The sequence below is a fragment of the Acinetobacter sp. NIPH 298 genome, assembly GCF_000369505.1.
GTDB lineage: Bacteria > Pseudomonadota > Gammaproteobacteria > Pseudomonadales > Moraxellaceae > Acinetobacter.
This window is the reverse complement of record NZ_KB850055.1, coordinates 1224265-1248956: the sequence shown is the minus strand read 5'-3', so window position 1 is coordinate 1248956 and position 24692 is coordinate 1224265. Positions and strand designations below refer to the sequence as shown.

The window sequence follows — 24692 nt, the reverse complement described above, 5'->3', positions numbered from 1 at the left end:
AAACCATAACAAAAATTAAGCTATGGTTTTTTATGCAATATATAGCACTGGTTATAAATTTACATTTAATCAATCTTCATAAAATAAACGATTTCATTTGCTTGAATCGGCTGTTCAGCAAAAGAGATGATTACAATACAGTTCGCGGTAAGAAAAGGTTCAATTTGATATGAGCATTGCTTTTCAATGATCTCAATAGAATATTGGCCATCATCATGTAGTTGATATTTGCCCCATAACAATTTCTTTTTCTTTTGGTCAGTCTCAATTTCTTGATTGATTTGGCCTTTTAAAAAGATATTGCTGAGAAAATCTGGGATATGTTTATTTAATATATACTTCACTATTAAATGCATCAATAAGGCAATATCTCGCATATCGCCAGGCAAATTAATGATCGTTGTTTTATCTTCTGTGGTGACGGTCTTGGAACCTCTATGATTACCCTGATCATCATATAGCTGTACAGTTTCACGCACAGGGGGCTTTCTAGGCAAACTTTTAAGGATACTCATTTCACTGGCGGGAATAAAACGAGTCTCATAATTTAACGCCGTACTACTTGGATCAAAGGCCGCAATTTTTCCGATTGAAAATACGGAACCACCAACATTCTTATGTGTACATAGAATCATGACATCAAAATTTGGAATATGATCTTCAAAAAAATGATTATAACTTTCCCAATCTGTTGTTAATGTTTCTTCTAAAGCAGGGTCTTTTTCTTTCTTTAGACTATTGAATGCTGAATCATAACGCTGTGGTTTAAGCAGTTTTATATCGACATCGTTATAACCCCACGTTTTCAATACGTCTTTAACATACAAGCTTTCTTCACAAAGTGAATGCTCTTCGTCAAAAGTATGCATACTAACAACCAGAATTCGTAGAGTTCTATAAATTGTTAGTTCTTTAATTCCTGCACGTCTTAGTGCAATCAATTTTTCTGGTGAGATTTTCTCATTTTTAGCTAAGATCAGATCACCTTTTTTAATTACACTGCCTTGCTGAATAACACCTTGCATTGTAGAGACAGGCGCTATAATTTTTTTATTATCATAATCAGAAATATCTAAACGCTGATCGTTTTCAGAAATGATAGCATCAACATATTTTGGGAGTCTTGTATATTGAGGGATTTTTAGTAAATTTTGGCCGCTCAGCTCCAATTTATATGGATTTAGTGAATGATAGAGTTGTTGTCCCCAAAAATATAGATCATTGATTACTAGTGGATGCTCTTTACTCACAGTTTGAGTTGATTCTGAATTGATAGTCCAACCTACGTAAGCTGACAGATTATGGGGTGGATAATCCTGTAAAGCATAGACATCACTTGCGTTCACTTGGTTAAGCGCTGCTTCTAAGTCTATTGTCTCCTTTAACTCCCCCAGAGGAAGCTGCATAAAAAGGCGATAGTAGATTGTAGTCAGATCATATGGAAGATTTTCGGGTACAGGAAGTTTGTGCATAAATATGAGTCCAAGATACATCTAGAGCACTAGCAGCGTAACTATCTGTTACTGTAGTAAATTATTTTATTTATCATCATTAAAAACCGCTCAAAAGAGCGGCTTTTAACATTATAAAGAGAAAAATTTACGCCATAAAATTTTTAAGTGTAGATGTCTTATTCCAGCGTAATTTTGCTCCAAGACTCATACATTTTTACAGCAGCAGAGAAATCACTATTCGGCTCAGCAGTCAAACTTGCAGCTTGAATCAAACTTTGCGTTAAAGCGAGTATAGGCGCTGGTAGTTTTGCTTGATGAACCAAATCCAAAGCAATCCCTGTATCTTTAGCCAGTAAAGGTAGAGCAAAGGTCACAGGGAATTCACGGCTCAGAACACGCTGAGGAAAGATATTCTCCGTGACTAAGCTTTTACCGCTAGAAGCATTAATACAATTAAGTGCGGCATCTAAATTGACACCATGCGCTTTTAGTGTAGAAAAACCTTCCGCAACTGACCACAAATTCACGGCGAGTAACATATTATTAATCGCTTTTACCGCAAAACCAGCACCAGAATCACCTACGTGTTGAATCAATTTCCCAACCGCAGCCATCGCAGGGTATGCACGTTCAAAAGCATCAACATTTCCACCCACCATAACCGTTAAAGTCGCATTCTCAGCACCAATGGTTTGACCGCTGACAGGTGCATCTAAGAAATCAACATTTTGAAGTTTAAGTTTTTCTGCAAGACGCTGCGCTGCCTCAGGAACACCGCTGGTACAATCAATCCAAATCGACCCAGATTTGATTTGAATACTGTCTATTAAGCTTTCAACATCATTACTCGTCGGTAAACAAGAAAAAATAATATCTGCTTGTGCTGCCTGAGACAGCTCAGCAGCGATAGTTCCATATTCTGTTGCGTGTTGTTCAGCCTTACTAAAATTGCGATTCCAGACCAAGACTTGATCGAAATGTTTTGGTAAATGTGCCGCCATGCGATAGCCCATCGCGCCTAAACCGATAAATGCAACAGATTGAATCATCGCTTATTCCTTCATTGGAGTTGAACGTTCAGCTAACCAAGTGGTGAATGTCGGCCAAAACTCGATTGAACTGTTTTGACTAGACATTAAACCTAAGTGCCCGCCAGGTATAAGAGTAAACGTGACATCTTGACTATTTGTCAACTGGGTCAGCGGAAATGCTGACTCGGAAGTAACAAGTTGATCTGACTTTCCAGCACCCACCAGTAAAGAACAATCAATATTTTTTAGTTCAATGGTTTTATCTTGGAGTGTGATCGCGCCATTTTTTAAAGGATTTTGTAGCCAGACATTAAAAAGCATGTCTTGATTCACACCACCCGGATAATCAATCATATTGTTTAAGAAGTGGCTCAGCGTTGCATCTTCTTGGACTAATTTAAGATTATCTAAATTTTTTAATAATTGAATATTGCCATCGATCCAACCTTTGGGATCAAGTAACTTAAATCCGAGTGAATTTAAGAAACCCGGTGAATGAATCATCAATTTAGGGAGTCGATTGTAGACATAGTCCTTGATTGTGGCATTGCGAGTGGTGATCGATGCCAAGGTTTTATACAGTTTGCCAATATAGCCTGAAGCATAACTGTCAATTGGGCTGCCTAGAACAATTAGGTTTTTCACCACACTAGGTTGATGCTGTGCGGTATAAAGCGTGACGAATACGCCCGCCATACTCCATCCATGTAAAGAGATTTTTTCTGAGTTTGAGTGTTGCTGAATCGCGTCGATACATTTAGGAATAAATTTATCAATAAAAGATAGGAAATCAACACGATAATTTTTATAGGTGAGCTTGCCCCAGTCAATTAAATAAACATCAAATCCAGCTTCTTGAAAATGCTTCACCAAAGAGCGATAGGGATATAAGTCGTAAATATCCATATTGATCGCTAGAGGAGCAACAAAGACAAGAGGTTCTTTAAAACGTTTGTTCTCTGAGGCGTAAAAGCGGACACGTGTTTGTTTAAACTGAGCAATCACTTGATAGGGGGTAGATTGAGATAACACCAGTTTGTCTGCTTCAAATATGCGCATTGCGAGGTGTTTAAAATTTACTTTTTGTAGTTCCACAAGTGATTTCATCTTTTAAAGTCTCATCATGAGTCAAGATTGCGCGAAGTCTAAGCGATAATTTCATCTTATACCTTGACCTTAAATACCCTAGGCGATCAAAATGTTGGCATATATAGATAGGATTTGATAATCCCTTTATGAAAAAGCTTTTTATAAAGGGGGATTAGGACCATTGATCATAAGGCATATAAAACCATGAATCCAAGCGATGATTTAGAATATCAACTTGAAACACTCGCCATTCGTACGGGACATAATCGTACTTTTGAAGGTGAACATAGTGAGCCTATTTTTTTAACGTCATCGTTTGTTTGTGAAAGCGCCGCTGATGCTGCTGCAAAATTTTCTGGGCAAATTGCAGGAAATACCTATTCACGTTATACCAACCCAACTGTACAAGCTTTTGAAAAGCGTTTAGCTGTACTTGATGGTGCAGAGCGTGCGGTTGCAACTAGTTCAGGCATGGCGGCTGTACATGCAATCTGTATGGCGTATCTGAAAGCAGGCGATCATGTGATTTGCTCACGTGCTGTTTTTGGTTCAATCATTGCCTTGTTTGAAAAATATGTCGCTAAATTTGCGGTTGAAGTGACTTTTGTCGATCTAGGTGATCTTGACGGCTGGAAACAGGCAATTCAACCAAATACACGTTTACTGTTTATTGAAACGCCGTCTAATCCATTGGCTCAAGTGGGTGATATGCAAGCCATCGCTGATATTGCCCATGCGCATGGTGCATTGTTTGCGGTTGATAACTGTTTCTGCACACCAGTTTTACAACAACCGATTAAGTTTGGTGCTGATTTGATTGTATATTCAGCAACCAAATATATTGATGGTCAAGGTCGAGCTTTAGGCGGTGCAGTGGTGGGGAAACACGATTTGCTTGAAGAAGTAAATGGTGTTATTCGTACTTTAGGCAATTCAATGAGCCCGTTTAATGCGTGGATTTTCCTTAAAGGTTTAGAAACGCTCAGCATTCGTATGAAAGCACATTGTGAAAGTGCCCAAAAGCTTGCTGAATGGTTACACCAACACGATAAGGTTGAAAAAGTATACTATGCGGGTTTACCTGATCATCCAGGTCATGAACTTGCGAAAAGACAGCAAAAAGGTTTTGGTGGAGTCGTATCATTTGTTGTGAGAGGTGAACGCCAAGGTGCTTGGACTGTGATTGATAATACTCGGTTTTTATCTATTACCAGTAATTTGGGTGATGTAAAGTCGACAATCACGCATCCAGCAACCACCTCGCATGGTAGAATGTCGGCTGAGGCCAAACAAGCTGCAGGAATTGAAGAGGGTTTAATTCGTGTTTCTGTAGGCTTAGAAGATATTGATGATATTATTCGCGATATATCACGTGGTTTAGATTTAATTTAACGAGAGAGACTTATGAACATTAATATGCTCATGCAGCAAGCTCAACGCATGCAAAAAGACATGGAAGTGAATCTTAAAAAAGCGAAAGAAGAGCTTGCAAATACCGAGGTTCATGCTGAAGCGGGTGGTGGCTTGGTTAAAGTGACCATGACTTGTCGCAATGTCGTTAAGCGTATCGAAATCAGTCCAGAACTGTTGCAAGACGAAGCTGACATTATCGAAGATTTGATTGTTGTTGCAATCAATGATGCAGCGCGTCAAGTTGAAGCTATTTCTGAACAGAAGCTACAAGGTGCAAATACAGGCATGGGTTTACCACCAGGTTTATCAGGTTTGTTCTAATTTAAATTTAATCCTTCCTCTAAGCTCCCTTTGTCATAAAGGGAGCTTTCCCTTAAATAGCAATAATTGATTTTTGGGATTTCTCCATGCGATGCAACTCAAGCATTGTAAGAATGAGAGATGAGGAGGACTTTCCTAAGAAGTATCAATTTTTATGTTTAGCGAACGATTTGAACAGTTGGTTCATGCATTACGTATTTTGCCGAGTGTTGGTCCGAAATCCGCCCAGCGTATGGCCTTACATTTATTAATGAAAAATCGTGAAGGCGCATTTGCTTTATCTTATGCCTTGCATGAAGCATCTAGTCATATTCATGAATGTCATATTTGCCACTCTTTAACTGAAAATGAAATCTGTGATATTTGTGCTTCAGTTGAACGTGATGAGCAACTGTTATGTGTGGTTGAATCCCCAGCAGATGTGATGGCAATCGAGCAAAGTGGTAGTTTTCGGGGCAAGTATCATGTATTGGGTGGACATTTGTCACCTTTAGATGGTATTGGTCCAGAAGAAATCGGTATTCCATATCTGATCCAACGGTTAAGCGAAGGCAAAATCCAAGAAGTGATTTTGGCCACCAACGCAACGGTTGAAGGTCAGGCTACAGCACATTATTTGGTAGAAGCAACCAAACACTTACCACTTCATATGACTCGGATTGCACAAGGTGTACCACAAGGTGGCGAGTTAGAATATGTGGATAGCCATACTTTGAGTCAGGCAGTCCATAATCGGATGCGGATGAAATAGCAGATTCATGCTATTTTCTTATATTTATTTTAAATTCATGTTGTTAATTTAAACAAATAATTAACTTTTACATTTTGTCTAACATTATTCTAGATCTATTTGCTGGAATTTATGGCACTATTGGCGGGCGAAAAGGATTTTCGTTTTTTGATTAAAGGGAATAGGAGTAATTTCATGTTGTGTATGTGGAATACTGATTAATTTTTTACATTTAATCTCGCATGTACGATGACTGTATTTAACAGTTTAGTCGCCAATGGTTCTTTTATTATTGTATTTGAGCAAATATGTTTCAATTTATCCAACAGCAAAACGATTTAGCTGTTCTCCTCTCCCAAATGGAACAATGTTCCACCTATGCACTTGATACTGAGTTTATTAAGGTCGATACCTTATATCCAAAACTTGGAGTCTGCCAAATTAATCTAAATGGACATGTTTCCTTATTGGATGGGGCAGCGCTGGACTTATCGCATTTTTGGCAAAAAGTATTTAACGCACAACAAAATATTTTCCATGCGTGTAGTGAAGACATTGATCTGATCTATCACTATGCTGATCAGAAACCATTAAAGAATATTTTTGATACCCAAGTGGCCATGGCATTTCTTGGACATGGGCTTCAAGTGAGTTATCAGAATGCGCTCAAAACTTGCTTAAATATTGATATAGAAAAAGATCAAACCCGCTCAGATTGGTTAGCTCGACCGCTCACCGAAAAGCAGATGTGTTATGCGGCAAATGATGTGCTGTATTTGGTTCAACTGGCAGATGCATTAAAAAATGATCTACAACGTAAAGGTCAGTACCAATATGTTCTCGAGGATTGTCAAAACTTAACCAAAGAAATTGCAATGGAAACACCGCTTCCTGAGCTTTATACCAATATTGGTAATTATCGTCATACACGCCGTGAGCTGATGCAGTTACAACAATTGAGTATTTGGCGCGATCAAATTACCAAAGCAATGAACCAGCCACGCAGTTTCATTCTGAAAAACACCACCATGCTCGACTTGGTGGAAAAGAACCCACACAATAATTTTCAACTGGCTCAGATCAAAGAAATACGACCAAATGTGGTACGTGAGCATGGTCGAACGATTTTAGATTTGTTGAAGTTTTTACCTCCTGAAAATGATTGGCCATTAAAAATGGCTCGACCAGTAAAAAGTAATTCTAAAGAAGTTGCGCCTAAAGTAGATGCGCTGATCGAAGATATTGTTATGCAAACAGGAATACCAAAAGAAGTCTTGCTGCGTAAAAAATGGCTGAATGCGATTTATGAGCATGTGGTTTTTCATTTGCCTGAGCAGGAGTTACCAAGCTATTTACTTGGGTGGCGTTATGATGTTTTGACACAACCCTTGATTGCACTGTTGCAGCAGGACACTGAATATTTAGCCACACAAATGAAAATTTCTAGATAAACAAGGTAGTCAAAAATTCGACTGTTGCGTTAACATTCATTAATGTACCTGTGTTTTTTTTCATGTATGCTGTTTATGGTCTGTTGAGATAACATCGAGACCAACGGCCCCTAAGATTGTTAAGAGTTGTGAGTAAACATGCACTGCGATATTTATAGATCGAGCAAAAAAGACGAAATGTATATGTATATTGCTCGTCCAAACCATTCTGATGACAAGGAACTCGAAAATCCATTTGAAGGTGTTCCTGAAACAGTTCTACAAGCATTTGGTAAAGCAACTTTTGTGATGCATTTAGAACTTCATCCTGAACGTAAACTTGCACGTGTAAATGTGCTTCATGTTTTAGACTCATTACAGACCAAAGGCTTTTTTATGCAGATGCCGCCTGAGGGATTAATCAATCCAAATGCGGTAGAACCAGAGGGTTTGCGTGGTGCTTGAAACGTTAACTGCAATATGGGCAAACATTCTTTCGGTACTTGATCAATTTCCTGAAGAGAATGTTGCAATCATTGTTTATGTTACTGGGACACTCATTGCATTGTGGTGTTGGTATCGTTTGATGACACGCTTACCAACCCCAATTGGTGGAATCCTATGGATTGTTGCTTTTGCGATTCTTGCAACACCCACGATTTCAGAAGGTCCTAATTCAGCATTAGCACCTGCCATTTTTGGTTTGATTTTTGGTGTGCTCACCAAAGAACATGTTTTAATCTGGTCGAACTTATCATTGATTTTATTCGTCATTGGTACTGGTCTATTGATTGGCTTTTGCTGGTCAAAATACACGGCAAATAAAACTGCACGTTCAGTTTAGATATACATCCACACATTGTTAAAGATAGAAAAATAAGGTTTTAAAAATGTCTGCTGATACACAACACTTCGCTGGTACAGATCAATATATTGCTACTGATAGCCTGAAACTTGCAGTAAAAGCTGCACGTGCGCTACAAAAACCGTTATTGGTAAAAGGCGAGCCGGGCACAGGTAAAACATTACTTGCTGAACAGGTTGCAGAAAGTCTGGGTTTAAAGCTCATTACTTGGCATATCAAATCAACGACCAAAGCGCAGCAAGGTTTGTATGAATATGATGCAGTGTCACGACTGCGTGATAGCCAGTTAGGTGATGATCGTGTCTACGACATTAAAAACTATATTAAACCGGGTAAATTATGGGAAGCATTTACCAGTGAAGAACGTTGTGTGTTGTTGATTGATGAAATCGACAAAGCAGATATCGAATTCCCAAATGATTTATTGCATGAGCTCGACAAAATGTCGTTTTATGTATATGAAACAGGTGAGACGGTCACCGCGATACAGCGTCCGATCGTGATTATTACTTCGAATAATGAGAAAGAATTGCCTGATGCATTCTTGCGCCGTTGTTTCTTCCATTATATTGAATTCCCTGATGAAGCAACGATGCGTGACATTATCGCGGTTCATTTTCCAAGTATCTCAAATACCTTGGTCAGTGAGGCTTTGCAAGTCTTCTTTAAACTACGCCAAGTTCCAAATTTAAAGAAACCACCGTCAACTTCAGAACTCATTGATTGGTTAAGCCTATTAATGGCAGATGATATGCCTGAAGATGTATTACGTAATCATGATAAATCTAAAGCGATTCCTCCGCTTTATGGCGCTTTGATTAAAAATGAACAAGATGTACAACTCCTTGAACGTTTAGCCTTTATGTCACGCCGTTAAGAGTGTTTTTCAATGTTTGTTCGATTGTTTTACACCTTACGCAAATATGGGGTGCCAGTCACAACGCGTGAACTGATTGATCTCAATCAGGCGGTTGCATCAGGGCTTGTGTTTGCTGATCAAGAACAGTTCTATCAACTGGCTAAAACAGTTTTAGTTAAAGATGAACGCTTCTTTGATAAGTTTGATCGTGCCATGAAAGACTATTTCGATGGCATTGAAACTTTCGATCTAGATGAATTGCTTAAACAAGTTCATAAGCTGCCCAAAGATTGGTTTGATCTGGAGCTATTAGAGAAGCATTTAACTCCTGAGCAACGTGCCGAATTACAAAAAGCAGGTTCCCTAGAAGAACTGATGAAGATGTTGGAAGAGCGTTTACGTGAACAACATAAGAAGCATCAAGGCGGTAATCGCATGGTGGGCACAGGTGGAACTTCACCTTTTGGTGCTTTTGGTGATCATCCTGAAGGTGTGCGTATTGGTGGACCAGGGCGCAAACGTTCAGCGGTAAAAGTGTGGGAACAACGTAAGTACCAAAATCTAGATGATGATCAAGTCTTGGGTACACGCCAAATGCAAATCGCCTTGCGCCGTTTACGCAAGTTTGCGCGTCAAGGTGCTGCTGAAGAGCTGGATGTTGATGGTACGATTCGCGAAACAGCAAAGCAGGGCATTTTAGATGTACAGCTTGTTCCTGAACGTCGTAATCGTATTAAAGTACTGATGTTATTTGATGTCGGTGGTTCAATGGATGCTCATATTGCTGAATGTGAAAAACTGTTTAGTGCCGCGAAGTCCGAATTCAAAACCTTAGAATATTTTTATTTCCATAACTGTCTATATGATTATGTTTGGAAAGATAATCATCGCCGTAGCTCAACACGGATGAATACGTGGGATCTATTCCATACCTATGGGCGTGACTATCGTGTCATCGTTGTGGGTGATGCGAGTATGGCACCATACGAGTTAAAGTCTGCTGGTGGCTCTGTCGAATACATGAATGAAGAAGCAGGCGAAGTCTGGTTAAGACGATTGCGCCAACACTTCGACAAAACAGCTTGGCTCAATCCTGAATTGGAAGGCTATTGGCATTACACCCAAACGATTCAATGGATTAAAGAGACTTTTGAAAATCACATGTATCCGATGACTTTGAAAGGCATCGAAGATCTGACGAGATATTTGTCACGTTAAAAATTTAAATAAATAGGATATAAAACCGTTTCTTTGATTTGAAGCGGTTTTTTCTTGTTAAATAAGCCTCAAGCGGGTTAGAAACTTGTTAAAGCGTTGCTTTGCTTTTCTTGGCTCAGGTAAAATAAACCGTTTTGCAATTAGCACTTTTGGAGACGCCTAAGTGGAGCGACCTACAATCAGCCCTGAACATTTACAAGAAGCGGCTGAAAATCTAGTAACCATTCGAGATTTTATTCGTTTTGGTGTAACTGCACTTCGTCAATACGACGCACACTTAGGACAAGGCACAGAAGATTATTTTGCAGAAAGCGCTGCACTGGTTTTGCAAACACTCTCGCTTGAGTGGAAAGCTGACCCAGAGATTTTAGATGCTAAGTTATTGCCAAGTGAAAAAGCTGAATTCTTGAGCTTATTGGAACGCCGTGTCAATGATCGAATTCCAACGTCTTATTTATTAAATCTTGCTTATTTCTTTAATAAGCCATTTTATGTCGATGAGCGTGTACTTATTCCTCGTTCACCAATTGCAGAATTGATTGAACAACGTTTTGCACCTTACTGCTTAGATGAAAATGGACAGATGCTTGAGGCAATCAATAGTTTGCCTGAAAATAAGAATCCTAAAACACCACAACGTATTTTAGATATGTGTACAGGTTCTGGTTGTATTGCAATTGCACTAGCTTATGCGTTCCCAGAGTCCGAAGTTGATGCAACTGATATTTCAAAAGAAGCATTGGAAGTCGCATCAATTAACGCTGAACATCATGATAAACAGTATCAAGTCGCTTTGCTTGAGTCTGATTTATTTGCAAAAATTCCTGCTGAAAACCAATATGACCTGATCATCAGCAATCCACCGTATGTGGATGCAGAAGATATGGCAGATTTACCAGAAGAGTTTTTGCATGAGCCAGAGCTCGCATTGGCTGCTGGTCAAGATGGCTTGGATTTAGTCCGTAAAATGTTAGCGCAAGCGGCTGATTATCTCACTGAAGATGGTCTAATCGTTATTGAAGTTGGAAACTCAGAATGGGCAATGCGTCAAAACTTCAACACAGTTGATTTTCATTGGCTAACGTTCAAAAAAGGCGGTTCTGGGATTTTTGCATTAACAGCTGAACAATGCCGTCGTTATAAAGACGTATTTCAGCAATCCGTTCAAAACTAAGGGGCAAAAGCATGGCAGGGAATAGTATTGGGCAACTCTTTCGAGTGACAACATGTGGTGAATCACATGGTGTTGGCTTAATGGCAATTGTCGATGGTGTGCCGCCAGGTCTTGAACTTTGTGAAGAAGATTTGCAAAAAGATTTAGATCGCCGTAAACCGGGAACATCTAAGTTCGCCACGCAACGTAAAGAACCTGATCAAGTTGAAATTATTTCAGGTGTCTTCGAAGGTAAAACTACGGGCACACCGATTGGATTATTGATCCGTAATACAGATCAAAAATCTAAAGATTACGGCAACATCGCGCAAACTTTCCGTCCAGGTCATGCTGATTATACCTATACACAAAAATATGGCTTCCGTGACTATCGTGGTGGTGGTCGTTCAAGCGCACGTGAAACTGCAATGCGTGTTGCAGCGGGTGGGATTGCGAAAAAGTATCTAGCTGAAAAGTTTGGTATCAATATTCGCGGACATGTGACTCAAATCGGTAATGAAGTTGCAGAGAAACTAGATTGGGCTGAAGTTCCGAATAATCCATTTTTCTGTGGTGATGTCGATGCGGTTCCACGCTTTGAGCAACTGGTCACTTCTTTGCGTGAGCAAGGAACAAGCTGTGGTGCAAAGTTAGAGATCTTGGCTGAAAAAGTACCTGTGGGTTGGGGCGAACCTGTATTTGACCGTTTGGATGCTGATATTGCTCATGCAATGATGAGCATTAATGCAGTAAAAGGTGTGGAAATTGGAGATGGCTTTGCCGTTGCAGAACAGTTTGGCCATGAAACGCGTGATGAATTGACCACAGATGGTTTTCTTGCTAATCATGCAGGTGGGATTTTGGGTGGGATTTCGAGTGGACAAACCATCCGTGTCGCCATTGCACTAAAACCGACAGCAAGTATTACCACACCGGGTAAAACCATTAATATTGAGCGTGAAAACACAGATGTGTTAACCAAAGGTCGTCATGATCCTTGTGTTGGCGTGCGAGCAACACCAATCGCAGAAGCAATGTTAGCTATTGTTTTAATGGATCATTTTTTACGTCACCGCGCACAAAATGCGGATGTAGTACCACCATTTAAACCAATTGAAGCTTAATTCAGAAATTCGAAGCCACGCACATATTTATTATGTGCGTGGCTTTTATCGTTTTAGGTGATGCTTTGACAATACGTTATAGCGCCTCAGAAATCATGTTTTCTGAAGCCGAAATATGATACTGATTTCGGCCATTACTCTTTGCAGTATATAAAGCATGATCCGCCTGAGCAATAAACCCTGACAGGCTATCATTTATATTAGGTGTCATAGTTGTCACACCGACACTAATGGTAACGTACTTAGAAACAGGACTTTTAGGATGGTTAATATTTATATTACGTACCACCTCCATCAGTCTTTTGACTTGTATCAATGCCTGTTCTTGGTCAGTCATTGAAAATAGAAGCAAAAACTCTTCTCCGCCATAGCGTGCGGCCAGATCGCCACTTCTTGAGGTGAGCGAACCTAGTGATATCGCAATACGTCTTAAACATTGATCGCCTTGTATATGCCCCAAGGTATCGTTGTATGGTTTGAAGAAATCAATATCAATCATCATGATGGTGATTGGCATTTCATGGCGCATTGCGCGTTTCCATTCATTTTCAAGCACTTCATCTAAATAGCGACGATTTGCTAAGCCCGTTAGAGCATCCTGTTGCGATAGAATAGATAGCTGTTGTGCTTGGCGCATCAGCTCTAATCGATTTAATTCGATCATACAATTTTGTAAATAATTCTCTCGATGTTGGCGATCAGTGGCATAGGCGAGGGCCATGCCTAAGAAACTGCTAAACGTATATGTCCTATTTAGAAAAGTCCAATCTATTGAACCATTTAACCATGTACTGGCAGCAACACCCACAAGACCACCACACCAACCCGCAATGATCGCTGTGTAGAAACGCATACCCACAAAACCATAGATAATGACCACTGCATACATCATTGCAGCATGAAATAATACGTTGTGTTGGCCTTGTTCCAATACGTTGATCAAAGTGAATGTAATGGCAACAGCACCTGTTGAACCTATACAGACATAATGATCGAACCACCGATTCATAACCTGAAGAAAGGAAAGTAACCATGCGAATAGGATAATAATACCCACCCACCCATAGTAGGCAATCCATTCAAGTCGCATGTCAGGTGGTAATACTTGATAAATACCGAAACTAAGAAAAAGGTACAGACCTAGAATGATGGGACCACGGTAACGAAACTCGTGTGCAGCCTCATTTCTATACTGATCTCGATAGATCGCTTCTAATTCTTTAGGAAACCAAACTAAATTTAGCCCGCGAGATATTAACAAGTCGATTTGTTCTTGTCCCAAGATATTGGAAGCTTTCAACTTCATTTTATCTCTCACCACTCCCAAAGATTTTTTATATAAGTCAGATATAGGTATTCTTTTTTACTACGTTACACTGAATTAAATAAAATGTGTATTAGATAATCAAAAAAACTCAATTTTTTGTCACAATGGCTTTTTTATGCTTAAAACTTACACTAATTCCGGGTTTTTAGAGTTTTTCAAGCAATCTAATAGAATGATTTCAATAAAAAAGATGATCGGTAAACAAAACAACTACAAATCGAAGAATGGTGATTGTATATTTAGGATATTAGGATACAATTTATAAAAAAGCAGCAATCATGGAATGTGATTGAGTCAAGTCATACGAAATAGGATGCATCGCAATGACTGCTATGAGTCAATATGGAACAAAACTGGAAATTACAGCTCATTCTGGGTGGTCACAAAAGTTCTGGGATGAACTTTTGCCTGCAAAAGAACGAGTTAGCAAACACCCTTTATTTTTAGATATGGCTAGTGGTTCATTAAGCCTTGAATGTTTTCGTTCAGCATTATTGAACTTTTATCCTTTAGTTGCTCATTTTCCCTCATATATGGCTGGAACCTTGGCCAAAGCCACATCGTTCTCACAGAATGGTGTTACCGAGACTCGTGATTGGCTGATTCAAAATATTAAAGTTGAAGAGCGCCATCTGAGTTGGTATCAGGATTGGGCAGGCGGTTTTGGGCTGACGGTTGAAATGTTAAATACGGTCAGACCACCCGCAGCGATGAATGCCGTCAATCATTTTTTATGGGATGTCAACTTTCGAGGTAGCTTAGCTGAAAGTATTGCGGCTACGAATCTGGCAATAGAATGGGCGACAGGGGATTGGAGTATACAGGTTTATAAAGGGGTCCAAAGTTACACCCAAAACCCAGAGGTCAATATCAATAAACGATCGCTGGCTTGGTTAAGAGCACATGCTCACTATGATGACCTACATCCTTATGAAGCAATGGAACTGATAAAGAGACTTTGTGATAAAGATCCTGACATGCAACGAAAAGCGTTCTTAGCTGCTCAAGAAGGTTTGGCTTATTATGAGCTTGCACTAGACGAATGTTATAAACTCCAACAGGCGAACAAATAAGAATTTAACAAATATAGAGACTGTGACTTTGCTTGGGGACTTAGTCGCAGTCTCTATTCTCATTTTTTAAGTAAGCGGATTCATTTTTTCATCAAAATTTTCTAATTGTGGAAATTCTAGCGCGTCTAAATCATCTAAGTTTTTAATATAGTCTTCAAAATTCATTAAAATATTTTGTCTATCTTCATCGCTGATATACGGAACATGATAAGCCATAAATGGCGGTAAAACTTCAAAACCAACATAGGCGAGTGTGCCGCGTTGGATAGATGATAAATAATGTTCAATAGGACCATGTACTGTGTTCTCACCAAACATGTTGCTGCGGCCGCCTAAAGTCAAACAAAGCATCGCTTTTTTCCCAGTCATGCCACCATGATTATAAAAACGCTTACCACCGTAAAAAAGACCAGAAACAAAAACGCGATCTATCCAGCCTTTTAAAATGGCGGGAACAGAGGTCCAATACAATGGAAAGCTAAATAGAATCAGATCCGCACGTTTTACTTTTTCAATTTCGAGTTCAATATCTTTAGAAAATTGTTGTTGCTTCAACGCATGACGTTGCTCAAGTGCATAATTGAAATATTCTGGTTGATTAAGCTGTTCGAAATCATCTTTTGATGCTATTGGATTGAAATTCATTTCATATAAATCTGAAACCTCAACGGTATAACCTAATTGCTCAAAAGTTTGTTGGGCCATATTCTTTAGCGCCGCAGTAAAAGAAAGTTTTTCAGGATGTGCATGAACAATCAAAACATTCATTGATCAATAACCTTAATATGTAAATTTTTAGATAGATCTACTATGCCTAAAAGCTAAAAAATGGCATAGTTCTTAAACCGCCAATATTTACCATTTTACGCCAAATTTAGCATCTAAAAGGATGAGTGATGAACCCTGAATTACCTGGCACGTATGTCAATCTATTGGTAGATGTCGTTAAAAAGTGGGATATTTCTTCAGAACAGCTTTTGGCTGGGACAGGTATTTCCTCGCAAAAATTAAATGCTCCATTTTGGTATGTGGATTTCAATGTTTTTAATTACTTATTGGAAAAAGCAGCGCTACTTACAAAAGAGCCAGCAATAAGTTTATATCTTGCAAAAGAGATGAAAGTTTCTTGTTATGGACATGTTGGAATTGCAGCAACAGCATCAGAAACTCTGGGGGATGCAATTGAGGTTTTAGAGCAATTTATTGGCTTACATTGTTCGGTGTTTAAGCCTAGGCTTAAAATCGATGAAGAAATGGCGTATCTATATTTTAATCAGCCTTTACAACAGTTTAGGCTTAATACGCATGGTATTACGTTTTTAGTTTTTGGATTTGCACAAATATTAGAAAATTTAGTTCAACACAAATTGGAAATCACTTTTAGATTTCAGCAAGATAAACCTGTTTTTTACAAAGAGCTTAGAAGGTTTAATGGGTTAAATGTCAGTTTTGGTCATAAAAATGACTGTCTAATCCTAAAAAAGGATGTGCTTGGTTTAGCGCTTAAAACTGCAGATGCATTGGTGGCTCGGCTAACTAAACAGCAATGCAAACAAGACGTTCAGAACTTAACTTTAAAAAGAAGAAGCAAAGATAATGTGACCTCAGTAGTAAAGGGGCTACTTTATGATGAATTTGAGGGCTTTTTATCTTTAAAACAGGTCGCAGATAAACTTCATATTTCAGAAAGAACACTACAACGACAATTGACGAATGAACAGACAGCATTTCAGCTTCTAGCCGCAGAAGTTCGTAGAAAGCATGCTGAGCATTTATTGAGACAACGTAAGTTATCAATTGAGCAGGTTTCTGAGCGTCTAGGATATGCAGATATTTCTCATTTTTCCCGTGCTTTTAAAAAATGGACAAACGTCACGCCTAAGTTTTATCGAGAAGTTGCTAAGGGTAATTCATATTAAAAAGATAAAATAATTTTTTGATTCCAATATTAATAATATAATTTTTCTTATTCTCAATAAATATTGTGATTATCGTCACGGTATATTTTTATTGATTGTTCACATAGTTAACTTAATATTATTTCTTCATTATATTAATAAATAATTATTTATTTTTCTATTCTGTTTTGATCTTAACGATTCTGTCACTTTTATTTGTCTTAATGCTGACCTTGAGTTAGTTATAATGACATGATACATGCAATTCAAGCCAGTGATAGGGAATTTTAAAATCTTGGGTTGAATGATGTTGATATATTTTTTGCTATATCAATGATGCGATATATCAGGTTTAAATCAATTTACTTAAGAATAAGATGGCTAAATGTGAAGCGAAATTTTTACATTCAATGGAGTTTTGATCAATGATAGAGTTAAAAAGAAGCAGTATTTTATTGAGCATGATCCTGGGGCTTGCTTGGGGGCAAGGAGCATCAGCAGCTCCTACTTTAACAGTGGCACCGTATTTACAAAGTCCTACAAATACGACAATGACGATTGGCTTAGAGGTCCCATCTGGAAGTGCACAACCTGTTGTCGAGTATCGATTATTGGGTACAACGGGCGCATTTCAAAGTCAAAATATGACTTTAGCGCCAAATTCAAGCACGGTTTATGAAACCCGTTTAACAGGTTTACAGACAAGTACCAATTATGAGTATCGAATTAAGGTAGCGGGTGATCCAACTGCTCTAAGCAGATTTAAAACATGGCCGACTAAAGGTGTGAATACTGCGGGTAAGTTTATCGTTATTAGTGATCCTCAAGCGAGTTTCTCAAATTCTGTGGCAGTTTTTAATCGCATTGTAAGTCAGGTGATTGCACAGCAGTGTGGTGGGGTTGCTGTGAATTGTACTGATCAATTTAACGGTATTTTGATTGCAGGAGATTTGACGGAAAATGGTGGCAATAGAACACATTGGAGAAGTCAGTTTTTTGCACCTTTAACGCCTTTAATGGCGAATGTGCCATTAATCGCAGTTCCTGGTAATCACGATGTATTGGGAGATGGTGAATTAAAAAATTACTTGGAGTATTTTTCAAACCCAAGTAATGGTTCAAGTAATTATCCAGAGCAATGGTTTGATTTACAATATGGCACTATGCGTATTTTGGGGTTGAATACCAATCCATCAGATCAAAGACAGGGTATTTTTAATAGACAAGCACTGGATACACAATTGTCTTGGCTTGATCAACAAATTGCACAGGCTAAAACAGATTCACAAACCCAGTCAGTTTTTGCGGTATTTCATCATCCTTGTTTGTCTGAGCTATGGCGACAAGGAGAAACCATTGGGGCTTGTGAAATTGTAGGTCGTTTAGAAAATTTTAGCAGCCAGACTAATAAGTTGTCAGGACATATTTTTGGACATACTCATGCTTATTCACGTGGTCATTCCATGGATGTTCCACATTTGTGGCTGAACTCAGCAACCATTGGTGGAAATACCGAAGATATGGCCAATGCCAGTGATTTAAAGGATTACCATAATTTTGCTGTGAGCCGAAATGAGTTTGGAATAGTATTGATGGATGTGTCCGCAGTACCATCACAAGGCATTACTTTAAACCGTTACAGCCTGCAGGGTGTGCCACATAACGCCACTCTAACTGCGATTAATAACGGTGTTTTATCTTTAGTCGACACACAAACAATGGCTGTGGGTAGCAATGCCCCAGCGGTTGGTGTTGCGCCACTTAACTCAGTTATGCCATCGACAGCTGTTGAGCTTGTGGGCGTTTCCAACGGAATAACCCCAGAAGAAATGCACTGGCAGTTCTCCAAGCAGTCCAACTTTTCAGGCACAGTTTTTGATGTGTGGGGTAATGACACTCGCGACTCAAATATTTATATAGATGCGCAAAAAGCAATGATAGACACCCAAGCTGGTAAAAGTATTTTGCGCTTGAAATTGAGTGAAATATTAAACAAAGCGCCAATATATGTAGGCGGTGATGATTATTATCGTGTGCAAAAGCCGAATTGGTATCAAATGTCTAATTTTCCAACCCCAGCAGTGCCAGAACAAATGACCCTCAACAATGGTGATGTTTGGTATTTCCGCGCTCGTGCACGTGATACCTCACTGCGTTGGAGCGACTGGAGTTTATCGAATAGCTTTACCGTGGCTGCGAGTGGTGGGACATGGAGCAATAATTTGGTAAGTAATGGCGGTGCTGAAGATTCAATGTCATCTTGGACGCGAGCTACTGGTTATATGCAGGCGATCACCGCAGCTCAAAATGGCGGTACAATAGCTTGGGATGGTAGTTATTATTTTGCTGGTGGTGGTTTTGGCGGAACCGCAAGTTCTGGTACGGATGCTATGTATCAAAATATTAATATGAGCAGTTATGCAACCATTATAGATCAAGGTTCGGCGGTGGTGAGATACTCGGCGGCGATGCGTGGTTGGGCAGGCCAATCTGATACGCCATCTATGTATATTGAATTTTATAATGCCAATGGGGTTAAGTTAGCAACCAGTAGCACATTAAGCAGTGCAACGGCTACCTGGACTGTTAAAAGCTCTACCATGACCGTTCCAATAGGTACACGATCAATTCGCGTTCATGCTAAAGCCGTACGAACCAGTGGTAACGACAATGATGGCTATTTAGATAATATTGGTGTGGAAATAATGCAGTAAATTTACATAGGACCGTCAATAAGACCAGTTATATTAAATAGCTGGTTTTTTTATTGGCTGTATCGCTTTGTAGAGCAACAAACAAAGTACGGTGCACAGATGCAGATTTTCAGTGTTAAGCCGTTGCCGAAGAAAAACCCATAACAATCAAATGCTTAGAACTGATCAATATTAGTTCGGTACGTATAATGTATATTATGTTAAATAGAATATCTGAGACTGTGGCCTACACAACGCTGTTGTTGCTACAAATCGTCAACGTGAATATTATTTCTTCTAAATTCACGTTGACGATTATCCTAATCATCTTGTATTGTCCAGACCATCTGTAATCTCTTGATCATCGACATTGCTCTTAAGCTGTAATTTTCTATGTTAATTACGTTTAAATTCCAACCCTCTCATTTTTCAACTAGTTCAGGTTATAATTATGGTCTCCCAAAATATGGTTGATCTATTATGAACGCCTCCAATGACCCTCTACACGGCAAAAAACTTGCTGACATTTTGGACGAATTATTGGATTACTACGGTGGCTTTGAAGGCTTAAGTCGTAAAATTGAAATTAGATGTTTTTGCATAGATCCAAGTATTAAGTCATCATTACGATTCTTACGTACAACACCATGGGCACGTGAAAAAGTAGAAAGCTTATATTTGTATGTCTTACGCCAAAAAGCTAAACAGAAATCGTAGCTATCAGAATCCTAGCCTCAGCATAAACTACACTTATTGAATAGCTACTGATTTTGTAGACACCTTTTAATTGGTGGTGGACTGCCACCACTCTCCTAGAAAAATTTAGTCTATTCTTAAGATCTTTTTAGTAGGAAAAATAGCATTAGAGGGAGCACATGTACCCTCTTAAATTTTAAAACTAACGCCGTACAGCAAGCGTTGAATGAGACATTCACTGCTAGTTAATTTACTGTACGACATAAGAATAAATATCTGTTCAACAGTTTTATTTTTTAGTTTCCACGATAGGTCGAATAACCATACGGGCTGAGCAATAAAGGAATATGATAATGTTTAACGGTTCCATCGACTTTAAAGATTACTGGGACTTCTGGAAAAAAGGTCTGCTGCTTCTGTTGATTGAACCAAGCCTCGGTTTTAAAGGTCACTTTGTAAACTCCTTTTTCTAACGCTTTGTTCTCAGGATATAGCGCAGTAATCCGCCCATTTTCACCCGTAAGTTTCTGATTCAGCTTAATCCACTGATCACCAAAGCTTTTCTCAAGAACAACTTCAACATTTGCTGAAGGTAAACCATTTTCTAAATTAAGAACATGGACACTCAATGGATTCTGTTCAGCAAATGCCGCTGAGCCGAGCAAGATAAGTGAACAAGGTAAGATTTTCTTTAACATCATAAACTCCTTAAAGATTTTTTAATATTTGAATGGCTGATGTAGCACAGTAATCATCATTTTTAGCACCGCCTGCTCCAGCAACGCCAATCGCTCCGACCACTTGATTCTGGTATCGAATAGGTAATCCGCCGCCCAATAACAGCAGCTTAGATACAGTGGTTAAATTTTTTGCATCAGAATTGCTATTTGCTGTTTGACTCAAAGCTAAGGTTGCTGTTTTTGTTGATAATGCAGTAAATGCTTTTTGCTCAGCAGCATCTAAATTGTGTGGACCGACGGACTCATGGCGTTGTGCATAAAGTGTATTACCACCTTGATCGACGACTGCGACTGCAATATTTTGCTTGATATCTTTGCATACACGCTCAGCTTCACTGGCTAATACTTTGGCGGTTTGAAGATCCAATGAATAAACTTGCTTCAACTCCACAGAGTGTGCAACAGTGCTACTGAACAGTAATGTTAAACCAAGAATTTTAAGCTTATTCATATTGATTCCTGCCTGATATGATTTGAAAATCTTAAACAAATCCATTCCTCCCCAGCATGACAATCACATTACAAAATTGTCATGTTCACAAAGAGTCTGAACAAAATGTGTATTCTGATTATCGAAGATGAAACGAAGATCGCGTCTTATTTAGTAAAAGGCTTAATTGAGTCAGGTTATGCTGCGGAGTGCGTCCATTCAGGACTAGAAGGTTTGGAAAGATTAAAAATGAAATCATATTCTTTGGTGATTTTAGATGTAATGTTGCCTGATCTTGATGGTTGGGATGTGTTGAAAATACTTCGCCAATTTTCAAAGGTTCCCGTGATCTTTTTAACTGCAAAGGATCAGATTTTAGATCGTGTCAAAGGCTTAGAGCTTGGTGCAGATGATTACTTGGCAAAACCATTTTCCTATATCGAACTACTTGCTCGTATCAAAAGTCTTTTAAGACGCCAACAATATAATCAAGAAAATGAACTCTCGATTGCTTCATTAAAGATGGATTTAACACAACACAAAGTATGGCGAGAAGATTCATTAATCGACCTCAGCAAAAAGGAATTTAACCTACTTCGATTTATGCTTCTGCACCAAGATGAAATTATTACGCGCCGCCAAATTGCCTCAGAAGTTTGGAATATTAACTTTGATACAGATACTAACTTTATTGATGTTGCTATACGTCGGTTACGCAGCAAAATTGATGATGGACATGATTTAAAGTTAATTCATACGGTTCGGGGCTTAGGTTATAAGCTATCGGTTCAAACATGATGAGTCATATCTTTCGCTCATTAGAATTGAGACTCACCCTACTGGTGACTTTTTGTAGTGCTCTAGTTTTATGCGTAGTGGCAATGATTAGTTATGTTGGGATCAATCAAATTTTAATTATCCAACAAGATCGTGCTCTGACGGATCGAATTGAACGACTCGAAATTCTTCTACAAGATAGTGAAAATATCAATCAAATTGTTGCTCGCCCTAAGCTCTATCAAAATATGTTAGGCAACCAAGATAACTTGTTTATTTTAATGGATCACAAACAACGCCTGATTGATATTAATCCTTTGAATATTCCCCTTCCTCGATTGGCAACCTCAAGCAGCATCCAATTTACTGATTTGACTCAGACCGAACACCCAACACGCTTGTCATGGAAAACGATCAGCATCCATCAAAAGCCGTATGTGTTAATCGCTGGAAAGCAATGGTCTGAACGTCTCAATATTCTTGAGCCATTCCGTAATGGCTTATTGGTTTCAGTGAGCATAGGGATTGTAATGATTTTTATGTTGTCTGCTCTGGCTAGCCGTTTTGGATTAAGCACTTTAAGAAAACTACAACAACAAACTCAGGCAATCAATGTCCATCAATTGCAGCAAAGAATTCAGCTTGATCAAGCTCCATCAGAAATTGAACAACTGACAGCAGACATCAATACCATGCTGAACCGAATTGAAATCGGATACCAGCAACTCAATCGATTCTCAGAAGACATTGCACATGAATTCCGTACTCCACTCAACAACCTGATTGGACAAACGGAAATCATGTTGATGGGTGAGCGTACAGATGAGCAATATAAAGAACTGCTGTATTCAAATTTAGAAGATTACCAACGTCTAAAACGTATGATTGATAGCATGCTGTTTCTTGCACGTGCAGATCGTCAGATGGTGATGTTAAATAAACAATGGGTGCATCTACCTAACTTGATTGAGACGATTTGTGACATCTTTGAGCATCAAGCCGAAGAACAAGCTTGCCAGTTTATTTTGCAGTTAGAACAAATCCAAATATTGGCTGATCCAGAGTTATTACAACGAGCGCTTTATAATTTAATTTCGAATGCACTGACACATGGTGGTTTGCAACGTCAGATTTATATTGGCAGTCGAAAAAAACACCAAGATAGCTCAAGTCCCGCAACTAGTTTATATGTGATCACAAGTGATACGAGCATTGCAAATGAGCATCTTGATTCTCTGTTTGAACGCTTTTATCAATGTACTTCTAGCCGCCATCAAAGCAGCCAAACTGGAGGTCTTGGTTTATCCATCGTTGCCTCAATTATGACCCTTCATCAAGGTGAATATTTGGCTTACAACACACCAGATGGAATTTGCTTTGAACTTATTTTTCCTGATTTTTCTGAAAGTTAGTTTTCACCAAACTATTTAAGATAATTAAAATATCTACTAAATATTATCTCCCTACATATTCACCACCCACCTCAAAACCAGTGTTTCCATAGCTTTGTCATATCCATGCCCCTCGTTATTTACAGTAATTTTTATAACCATGGCTTCATTACAGATCATGTTTCTTAATAACAGAGTTACCAACCTACTTTAATTGAAATGCAATGTTTTTATAAAGCTAAGTGTTATTATTAGCCCCTATTTATTATCTAATTCTCTTATGAAGAATGCTTTTTCTGACAACCCTCAAATTGGCGTGGTTCCCACTTTTTCTGAATTGGTAAATTCCAGTTTTCAAGGTGATATGAATGCCATTTTCTGGTATAGAAATTTGGTCGGTGATTTTGAAGAAATTGTGTCTAAACTTGAGTTAAAAGAGAATGTTACGGAAGTTTTAGTTGAAGATCTTTTAGCATTGCAACTTTCGGAAAATGGCAATTTATCAAGACAAATTATCTTAAAAGATATCCAGCTATTGACTGACTTTGGGGCATCGCCTTCGCTTAATTTAATTAAAAATTACGAACGGGATGAAGAGCTAGATTTCATTTCAACAGATGTATATTCGTTTCATGTTGACCGATCACCTATCCCAACAGATACTTTTTTGTGTACCTATCATGGTGCAGCAAGTGAGATTTTGCCAAACGATCAGGTGGAGCAAAAGATTTTGATTCCTGAAATCAGAGAAAAACTTAAAAAGTTACATGATGGCCCAGAAAATGAGTTTGAGAATTTTTTAGAAGAGTATTTCTTTGATCTGCATTATCAGCCTAAACCTAATACAAAACCTGTGAATTTAGGTTTAGGTCATCTATGGCGATTGGCTGTAGATCATCCATCACAACAAGTTTTACCTTGTGTGCATCGTGCACCTGTTGAACAAGAAGATGAGTATCGACTACTGTTGATTTGTTGAG

General features: G+C 38.7%; 24 protein-coding genes. 17 read left to right on the top strand and 7 right to left on the bottom strand.

What is annotated here, in order from left to right:
• Positions 1 to 65 precede the first annotated feature (65 nt).
• From F903_RS10800 to F903_RS10790, 3 genes are all read right to left on the bottom strand, one after another.
• The gene (locus F903_RS10800) at positions 66 to 1472 is read right to left on the bottom strand and encodes a molybdopterin-binding domain-containing protein (RefSeq protein ID WP_005197011.1); all 1407 of its coding nucleotides are present in this window, start codon (positions 1470 to 1472) and stop codon (positions 66 to 68) included.
• Between the two features lie 158 nt (positions 1473 to 1630).
• Positions 1631 to 2503 carry an NAD(P)-dependent oxidoreductase gene (locus tag F903_RS10795; RefSeq protein WP_005197009.1) on the bottom strand — a complete coding sequence of 291 codons (873 nt, stop codon included), beginning with the start codon at positions 2501 to 2503 and terminating at the stop codon, positions 1631 to 1633.
• 3 nt (positions 2504 to 2506) lie between these two features.
• On the bottom strand, positions 2507 to 3592 hold the full coding sequence (locus tag F903_RS10790; protein WP_005196998.1) for an alpha/beta fold hydrolase: 1086 nt from the start codon (positions 3590 to 3592) through the stop codon (positions 2507 to 2509).
• 186 nt (positions 3593 to 3778) lie between these two features.
• Here F903_RS10790 and F903_RS10785 point away from each other — a divergent pair, with 186 nt between their 5' ends.
• The 10 genes from F903_RS10785 (at position 3779) to aroC (ending at position 12687) form a co-directional block, all read left to right on the top strand.
• Positions 3779 to 4966, top strand: coding sequence for an O-succinylhomoserine sulfhydrylase (locus tag F903_RS10785; protein ID WP_004671054.1), 1188 nt, complete (start codon positions 3779 to 3781; stop codon positions 4964 to 4966).
• Positions 4967 to 4978: 12 nt separating this feature from the next.
• Positions 4979 to 5308, top strand: a complete 330-nt coding sequence (locus F903_RS10780; protein ID WP_004671056.1) for a YbaB/EbfC family nucleoid-associated protein — start codon at positions 4979 to 4981, stop codon at positions 5306 to 5308.
• Positions 5309 to 5462: 154 nt separating this feature from the next.
• Positions 5463 to 6059 carry a recombination mediator RecR gene (gene recR, locus F903_RS10775; RefSeq protein WP_004671058.1) on the top strand — a complete coding sequence of 199 codons (597 nt, stop codon included), beginning with the start codon at positions 5463 to 5465 and terminating at the stop codon, positions 6057 to 6059.
• Between the two features lie 287 nt (positions 6060 to 6346).
• Positions 6347 to 7489: a ribonuclease D gene (locus tag F903_RS10770; protein WP_005196995.1), complete on the top strand. Its 1143-nt coding sequence runs from the start codon at positions 6347 to 6349 to the stop codon at positions 7487 to 7489.
• 138 nt (positions 7490 to 7627) lie between these two features.
• Positions 7628 to 7933 (top strand): YcgL domain-containing protein, encoded by a 306-nt coding sequence (locus F903_RS10765; protein WP_005196992.1) that lies wholly within the window; start codon positions 7628 to 7630, stop codon positions 7931 to 7933.
• Positions 7926 to 8312 (top strand): hypothetical protein, encoded by a 387-nt coding sequence (locus F903_RS10760; RefSeq protein ID WP_034595024.1) that lies wholly within the window; start codon positions 7926 to 7928, stop codon positions 8310 to 8312. The genes F903_RS10765 and F903_RS10760 overlap by 8 nt, the downstream gene beginning before the upstream one ends.
• A 46-nt stretch (positions 8313 to 8358) precedes the next feature.
• Complete coding sequence (locus F903_RS10755) at positions 8359 to 9210, top strand: AAA family ATPase (RefSeq protein WP_005196988.1); 852 nt, start codon at positions 8359 to 8361, stop codon at positions 9208 to 9210.
• A gap of 12 nt (positions 9211 to 9222) precedes the next feature.
• Entirely contained in the window at positions 9223 to 10410 is a 1188-nt protein-coding gene (locus F903_RS10750) for a vWA domain-containing protein (RefSeq protein WP_005196985.1), read from the top strand.
• Between the two features lie 163 nt (positions 10411 to 10573).
• Positions 10574 to 11584 carry a 50S ribosomal protein L3 N(5)-glutamine methyltransferase gene (gene prmB / locus F903_RS10745; protein ID WP_005196983.1) on the top strand — a complete coding sequence of 337 codons (1011 nt, stop codon included), beginning with the start codon at positions 10574 to 10576 and terminating at the stop codon, positions 11582 to 11584.
• 11 nt (positions 11585 to 11595) lie between these two features.
• Entirely contained in the window at positions 11596 to 12687 is a 1092-nt protein-coding gene (gene aroC / locus F903_RS10740) for a chorismate synthase (RefSeq protein WP_005196982.1), read from the top strand.
• 76 nt (positions 12688 to 12763) lie between these two features.
• Here the strand turns inward: aroC and F903_RS10735 are convergent, their stop codons facing one another.
• Complete coding sequence (locus tag F903_RS10735; protein ID WP_005196981.1) at positions 12764 to 13993, bottom strand: GGDEF domain-containing protein; 1230 nt, start codon at positions 13991 to 13993, stop codon at positions 12764 to 12766.
• A 344-nt stretch (positions 13994 to 14337) separates the two neighbouring features.
• On the opposite strand from F903_RS10735, the gene F903_RS10730 reads away from it, so the two are divergent.
• A complete protein-coding gene (locus tag F903_RS10730) occupies positions 14338 to 15087 on the top strand; it encodes an iron-containing redox enzyme family protein (RefSeq protein ID WP_005196980.1) in 750 nt (249 codons plus the stop codon).
• 66 nt (positions 15088 to 15153) lie between these two features.
• Here the strand turns inward: F903_RS10730 and F903_RS10725 are convergent, their stop codons facing one another.
• Entirely contained in the window at positions 15154 to 15855 is a 702-nt protein-coding gene (locus F903_RS10725; protein ID WP_005196979.1) for an NAD(P)H-dependent oxidoreductase, read from the bottom strand.
• Positions 15856 to 15983: 128 nt separating this feature from the next.
• Between F903_RS10725 and F903_RS10720 the strand changes: the two genes are divergently transcribed.
• From F903_RS10720 to F903_RS10710, 3 genes are all read left to right on the top strand, one after another.
• Positions 15984 to 17006 carry an AraC family transcriptional regulator gene (locus tag F903_RS10720; protein ID WP_005196978.1) on the top strand — a complete coding sequence of 341 codons (1023 nt, stop codon included), beginning with the start codon at positions 15984 to 15986 and terminating at the stop codon, positions 17004 to 17006.
• Between the two features lie 404 nt (positions 17007 to 17410).
• Positions 17411 to 19699, top strand: a complete 2289-nt coding sequence (locus F903_RS16280; protein WP_005196977.1) for a metallophosphoesterase — start codon at positions 17411 to 17413, stop codon at positions 19697 to 19699.
• A 459-nt stretch (positions 19700 to 20158) separates the two neighbouring features.
• Entirely contained in the window at positions 20159 to 20395 is a 237-nt protein-coding gene (locus F903_RS10710) for a VF530 family protein (protein ID WP_002113647.1), read from the top strand.
• Between the two features lie 275 nt (positions 20396 to 20670).
• Here the strand turns inward: F903_RS10710 and uraH are convergent, their stop codons facing one another.
• Both uraH and F903_RS10700 read right to left on the bottom strand, forming a co-directional pair.
• Positions 20671 to 21072 (bottom strand): hydroxyisourate hydrolase, encoded by a 402-nt coding sequence (gene uraH / locus F903_RS10705; protein WP_005196976.1) that lies wholly within the window; start codon positions 21070 to 21072, stop codon positions 20671 to 20673.
• Between the two features lie 10 nt (positions 21073 to 21082).
• Positions 21083 to 21565, bottom strand: coding sequence for a GlcG/HbpS family heme-binding protein (locus F903_RS10700; protein ID WP_005196975.1), 483 nt, complete (start codon positions 21563 to 21565; stop codon positions 21083 to 21085).
• Positions 21566 to 21670: 105 nt separating this feature from the next.
• Here F903_RS10700 and F903_RS10695 point away from each other — a divergent pair, with 105 nt between their 5' ends.
• From F903_RS10695 to F903_RS10685, 3 genes are all read left to right on the top strand, one after another.
• The gene (locus tag F903_RS10695; RefSeq protein ID WP_005196973.1) at positions 21671 to 22342 is read left to right on the top strand and encodes a heavy metal response regulator transcription factor; all 672 of its coding nucleotides are present in this window, start codon (positions 21671 to 21673) and stop codon (positions 22340 to 22342) included.
• Entirely contained in the window at positions 22339 to 23733 is a 1395-nt protein-coding gene (locus F903_RS10690) for a heavy metal sensor histidine kinase (protein WP_005196972.1), read from the top strand. The genes F903_RS10695 and F903_RS10690 overlap by 4 nt, the downstream gene beginning before the upstream one ends.
• Before the next feature lie 259 nt (positions 23734 to 23992).
• On the top strand, positions 23993 to 24691 hold the full coding sequence (locus F903_RS10685) for a DUF1826 domain-containing protein (protein WP_005196970.1): 699 nt from the start codon (positions 23993 to 23995) through the stop codon (positions 24689 to 24691).
• Position 24692 lies beyond the last annotated feature (1 nt).

What these genes read in the sequence shown, in the direction of transcription:
- F903_RS10725 (WP_005196979.1), bottom strand. Translation starts at nt 15,855, where the DNA reads ATGAATGTTTTGATTGTTCATGCACATCCTGAAAAACTTTCTTTTACT.
- uraH (WP_005196976.1), bottom strand. Translation starts at nt 21,072, where the DNA reads ATGTTAAAGAAAATCTTACCTTGTTCACTTATCTTGCTCGGCTCAGCG.
- F903_RS10770 (WP_005196995.1), top strand. Translation starts at nt 6,347, where the DNA reads ATGTTTCAATTTATCCAACAGCAAAACGATTTAGCTGTTCTCCTCTCC.
- F903_RS10800 (WP_005197011.1), bottom strand. Translation starts at nt 1,472, where the DNA reads ATGCACAAACTTCCTGTACCCGAAAATCTTCCATATGATCTGACTACA.
- F903_RS10735 (WP_005196981.1), bottom strand. Translation starts at nt 13,993, where the DNA reads ATGAAGTTGAAAGCTTCCAATATCTTGGGACAAGAACAAATCGACTTG.
- F903_RS10695 (WP_005196973.1), top strand. Translation starts at nt 21,671, where the DNA reads ATGTGTATTCTGATTATCGAAGATGAAACGAAGATCGCGTCTTATTTA.
- F903_RS10720 (WP_005196978.1), top strand. Translation starts at nt 15,984, where the DNA reads ATGAACCCTGAATTACCTGGCACGTATGTCAATCTATTGGTAGATGTC.
- F903_RS10730 (WP_005196980.1), top strand. Translation starts at nt 14,338, where the DNA reads ATGACTGCTATGAGTCAATATGGAACAAAACTGGAAATTACAGCTCAT.
- F903_RS10795 (WP_005197009.1), bottom strand. Translation starts at nt 2,503, where the DNA reads ATGATTCAATCTGTTGCATTTATCGGTTTAGGCGCGATGGGCTATCGC.
- F903_RS10790 (WP_005196998.1), bottom strand. Translation starts at nt 3,592, where the DNA reads ATGAAATCACTTGTGGAACTACAAAAAGTAAATTTTAAACACCTCGCA.
- F903_RS10765 (WP_005196992.1), top strand. Translation starts at nt 7,628, where the DNA reads ATGCACTGCGATATTTATAGATCGAGCAAAAAAGACGAAATGTATATG.
- F903_RS10750 (WP_005196985.1), top strand. Translation starts at nt 9,223, where the DNA reads ATGTTTGTTCGATTGTTTTACACCTTACGCAAATATGGGGTGCCAGTC.
- F903_RS10755 (WP_005196988.1), top strand. Translation starts at nt 8,359, where the DNA reads ATGTCTGCTGATACACAACACTTCGCTGGTACAGATCAATATATTGCT.
- F903_RS10700 (WP_005196975.1), bottom strand. Translation starts at nt 21,565, where the DNA reads ATGAATAAGCTTAAAATTCTTGGTTTAACATTACTGTTCAGTAGCACT.
- F903_RS10785 (WP_004671054.1), top strand. Translation starts at nt 3,779, where the DNA reads ATGAATCCAAGCGATGATTTAGAATATCAACTTGAAACACTCGCCATT.
- F903_RS10685 (WP_005196970.1), top strand. Translation starts at nt 23,993, where the DNA reads ATGAAGAATGCTTTTTCTGACAACCCTCAAATTGGCGTGGTTCCCACT.
- F903_RS10780 (WP_004671056.1), top strand. Translation starts at nt 4,979, where the DNA reads ATGAACATTAATATGCTCATGCAGCAAGCTCAACGCATGCAAAAAGAC.
- F903_RS10690 (WP_005196972.1), top strand. Translation starts at nt 22,339, where the DNA reads ATGATGAGTCATATCTTTCGCTCATTAGAATTGAGACTCACCCTACTG.
- F903_RS16280 (WP_005196977.1), top strand. Translation starts at nt 17,411, where the DNA reads ATGATAGAGTTAAAAAGAAGCAGTATTTTATTGAGCATGATCCTGGGG.
- F903_RS10710 (WP_002113647.1), top strand. Translation starts at nt 20,159, where the DNA reads ATGAACGCCTCCAATGACCCTCTACACGGCAAAAAACTTGCTGACATT.
- aroC (WP_005196982.1), top strand. Translation starts at nt 11,596, where the DNA reads ATGGCAGGGAATAGTATTGGGCAACTCTTTCGAGTGACAACATGTGGT.
- recR (WP_004671058.1), top strand. Translation starts at nt 5,463, where the DNA reads ATGTTTAGCGAACGATTTGAACAGTTGGTTCATGCATTACGTATTTTG.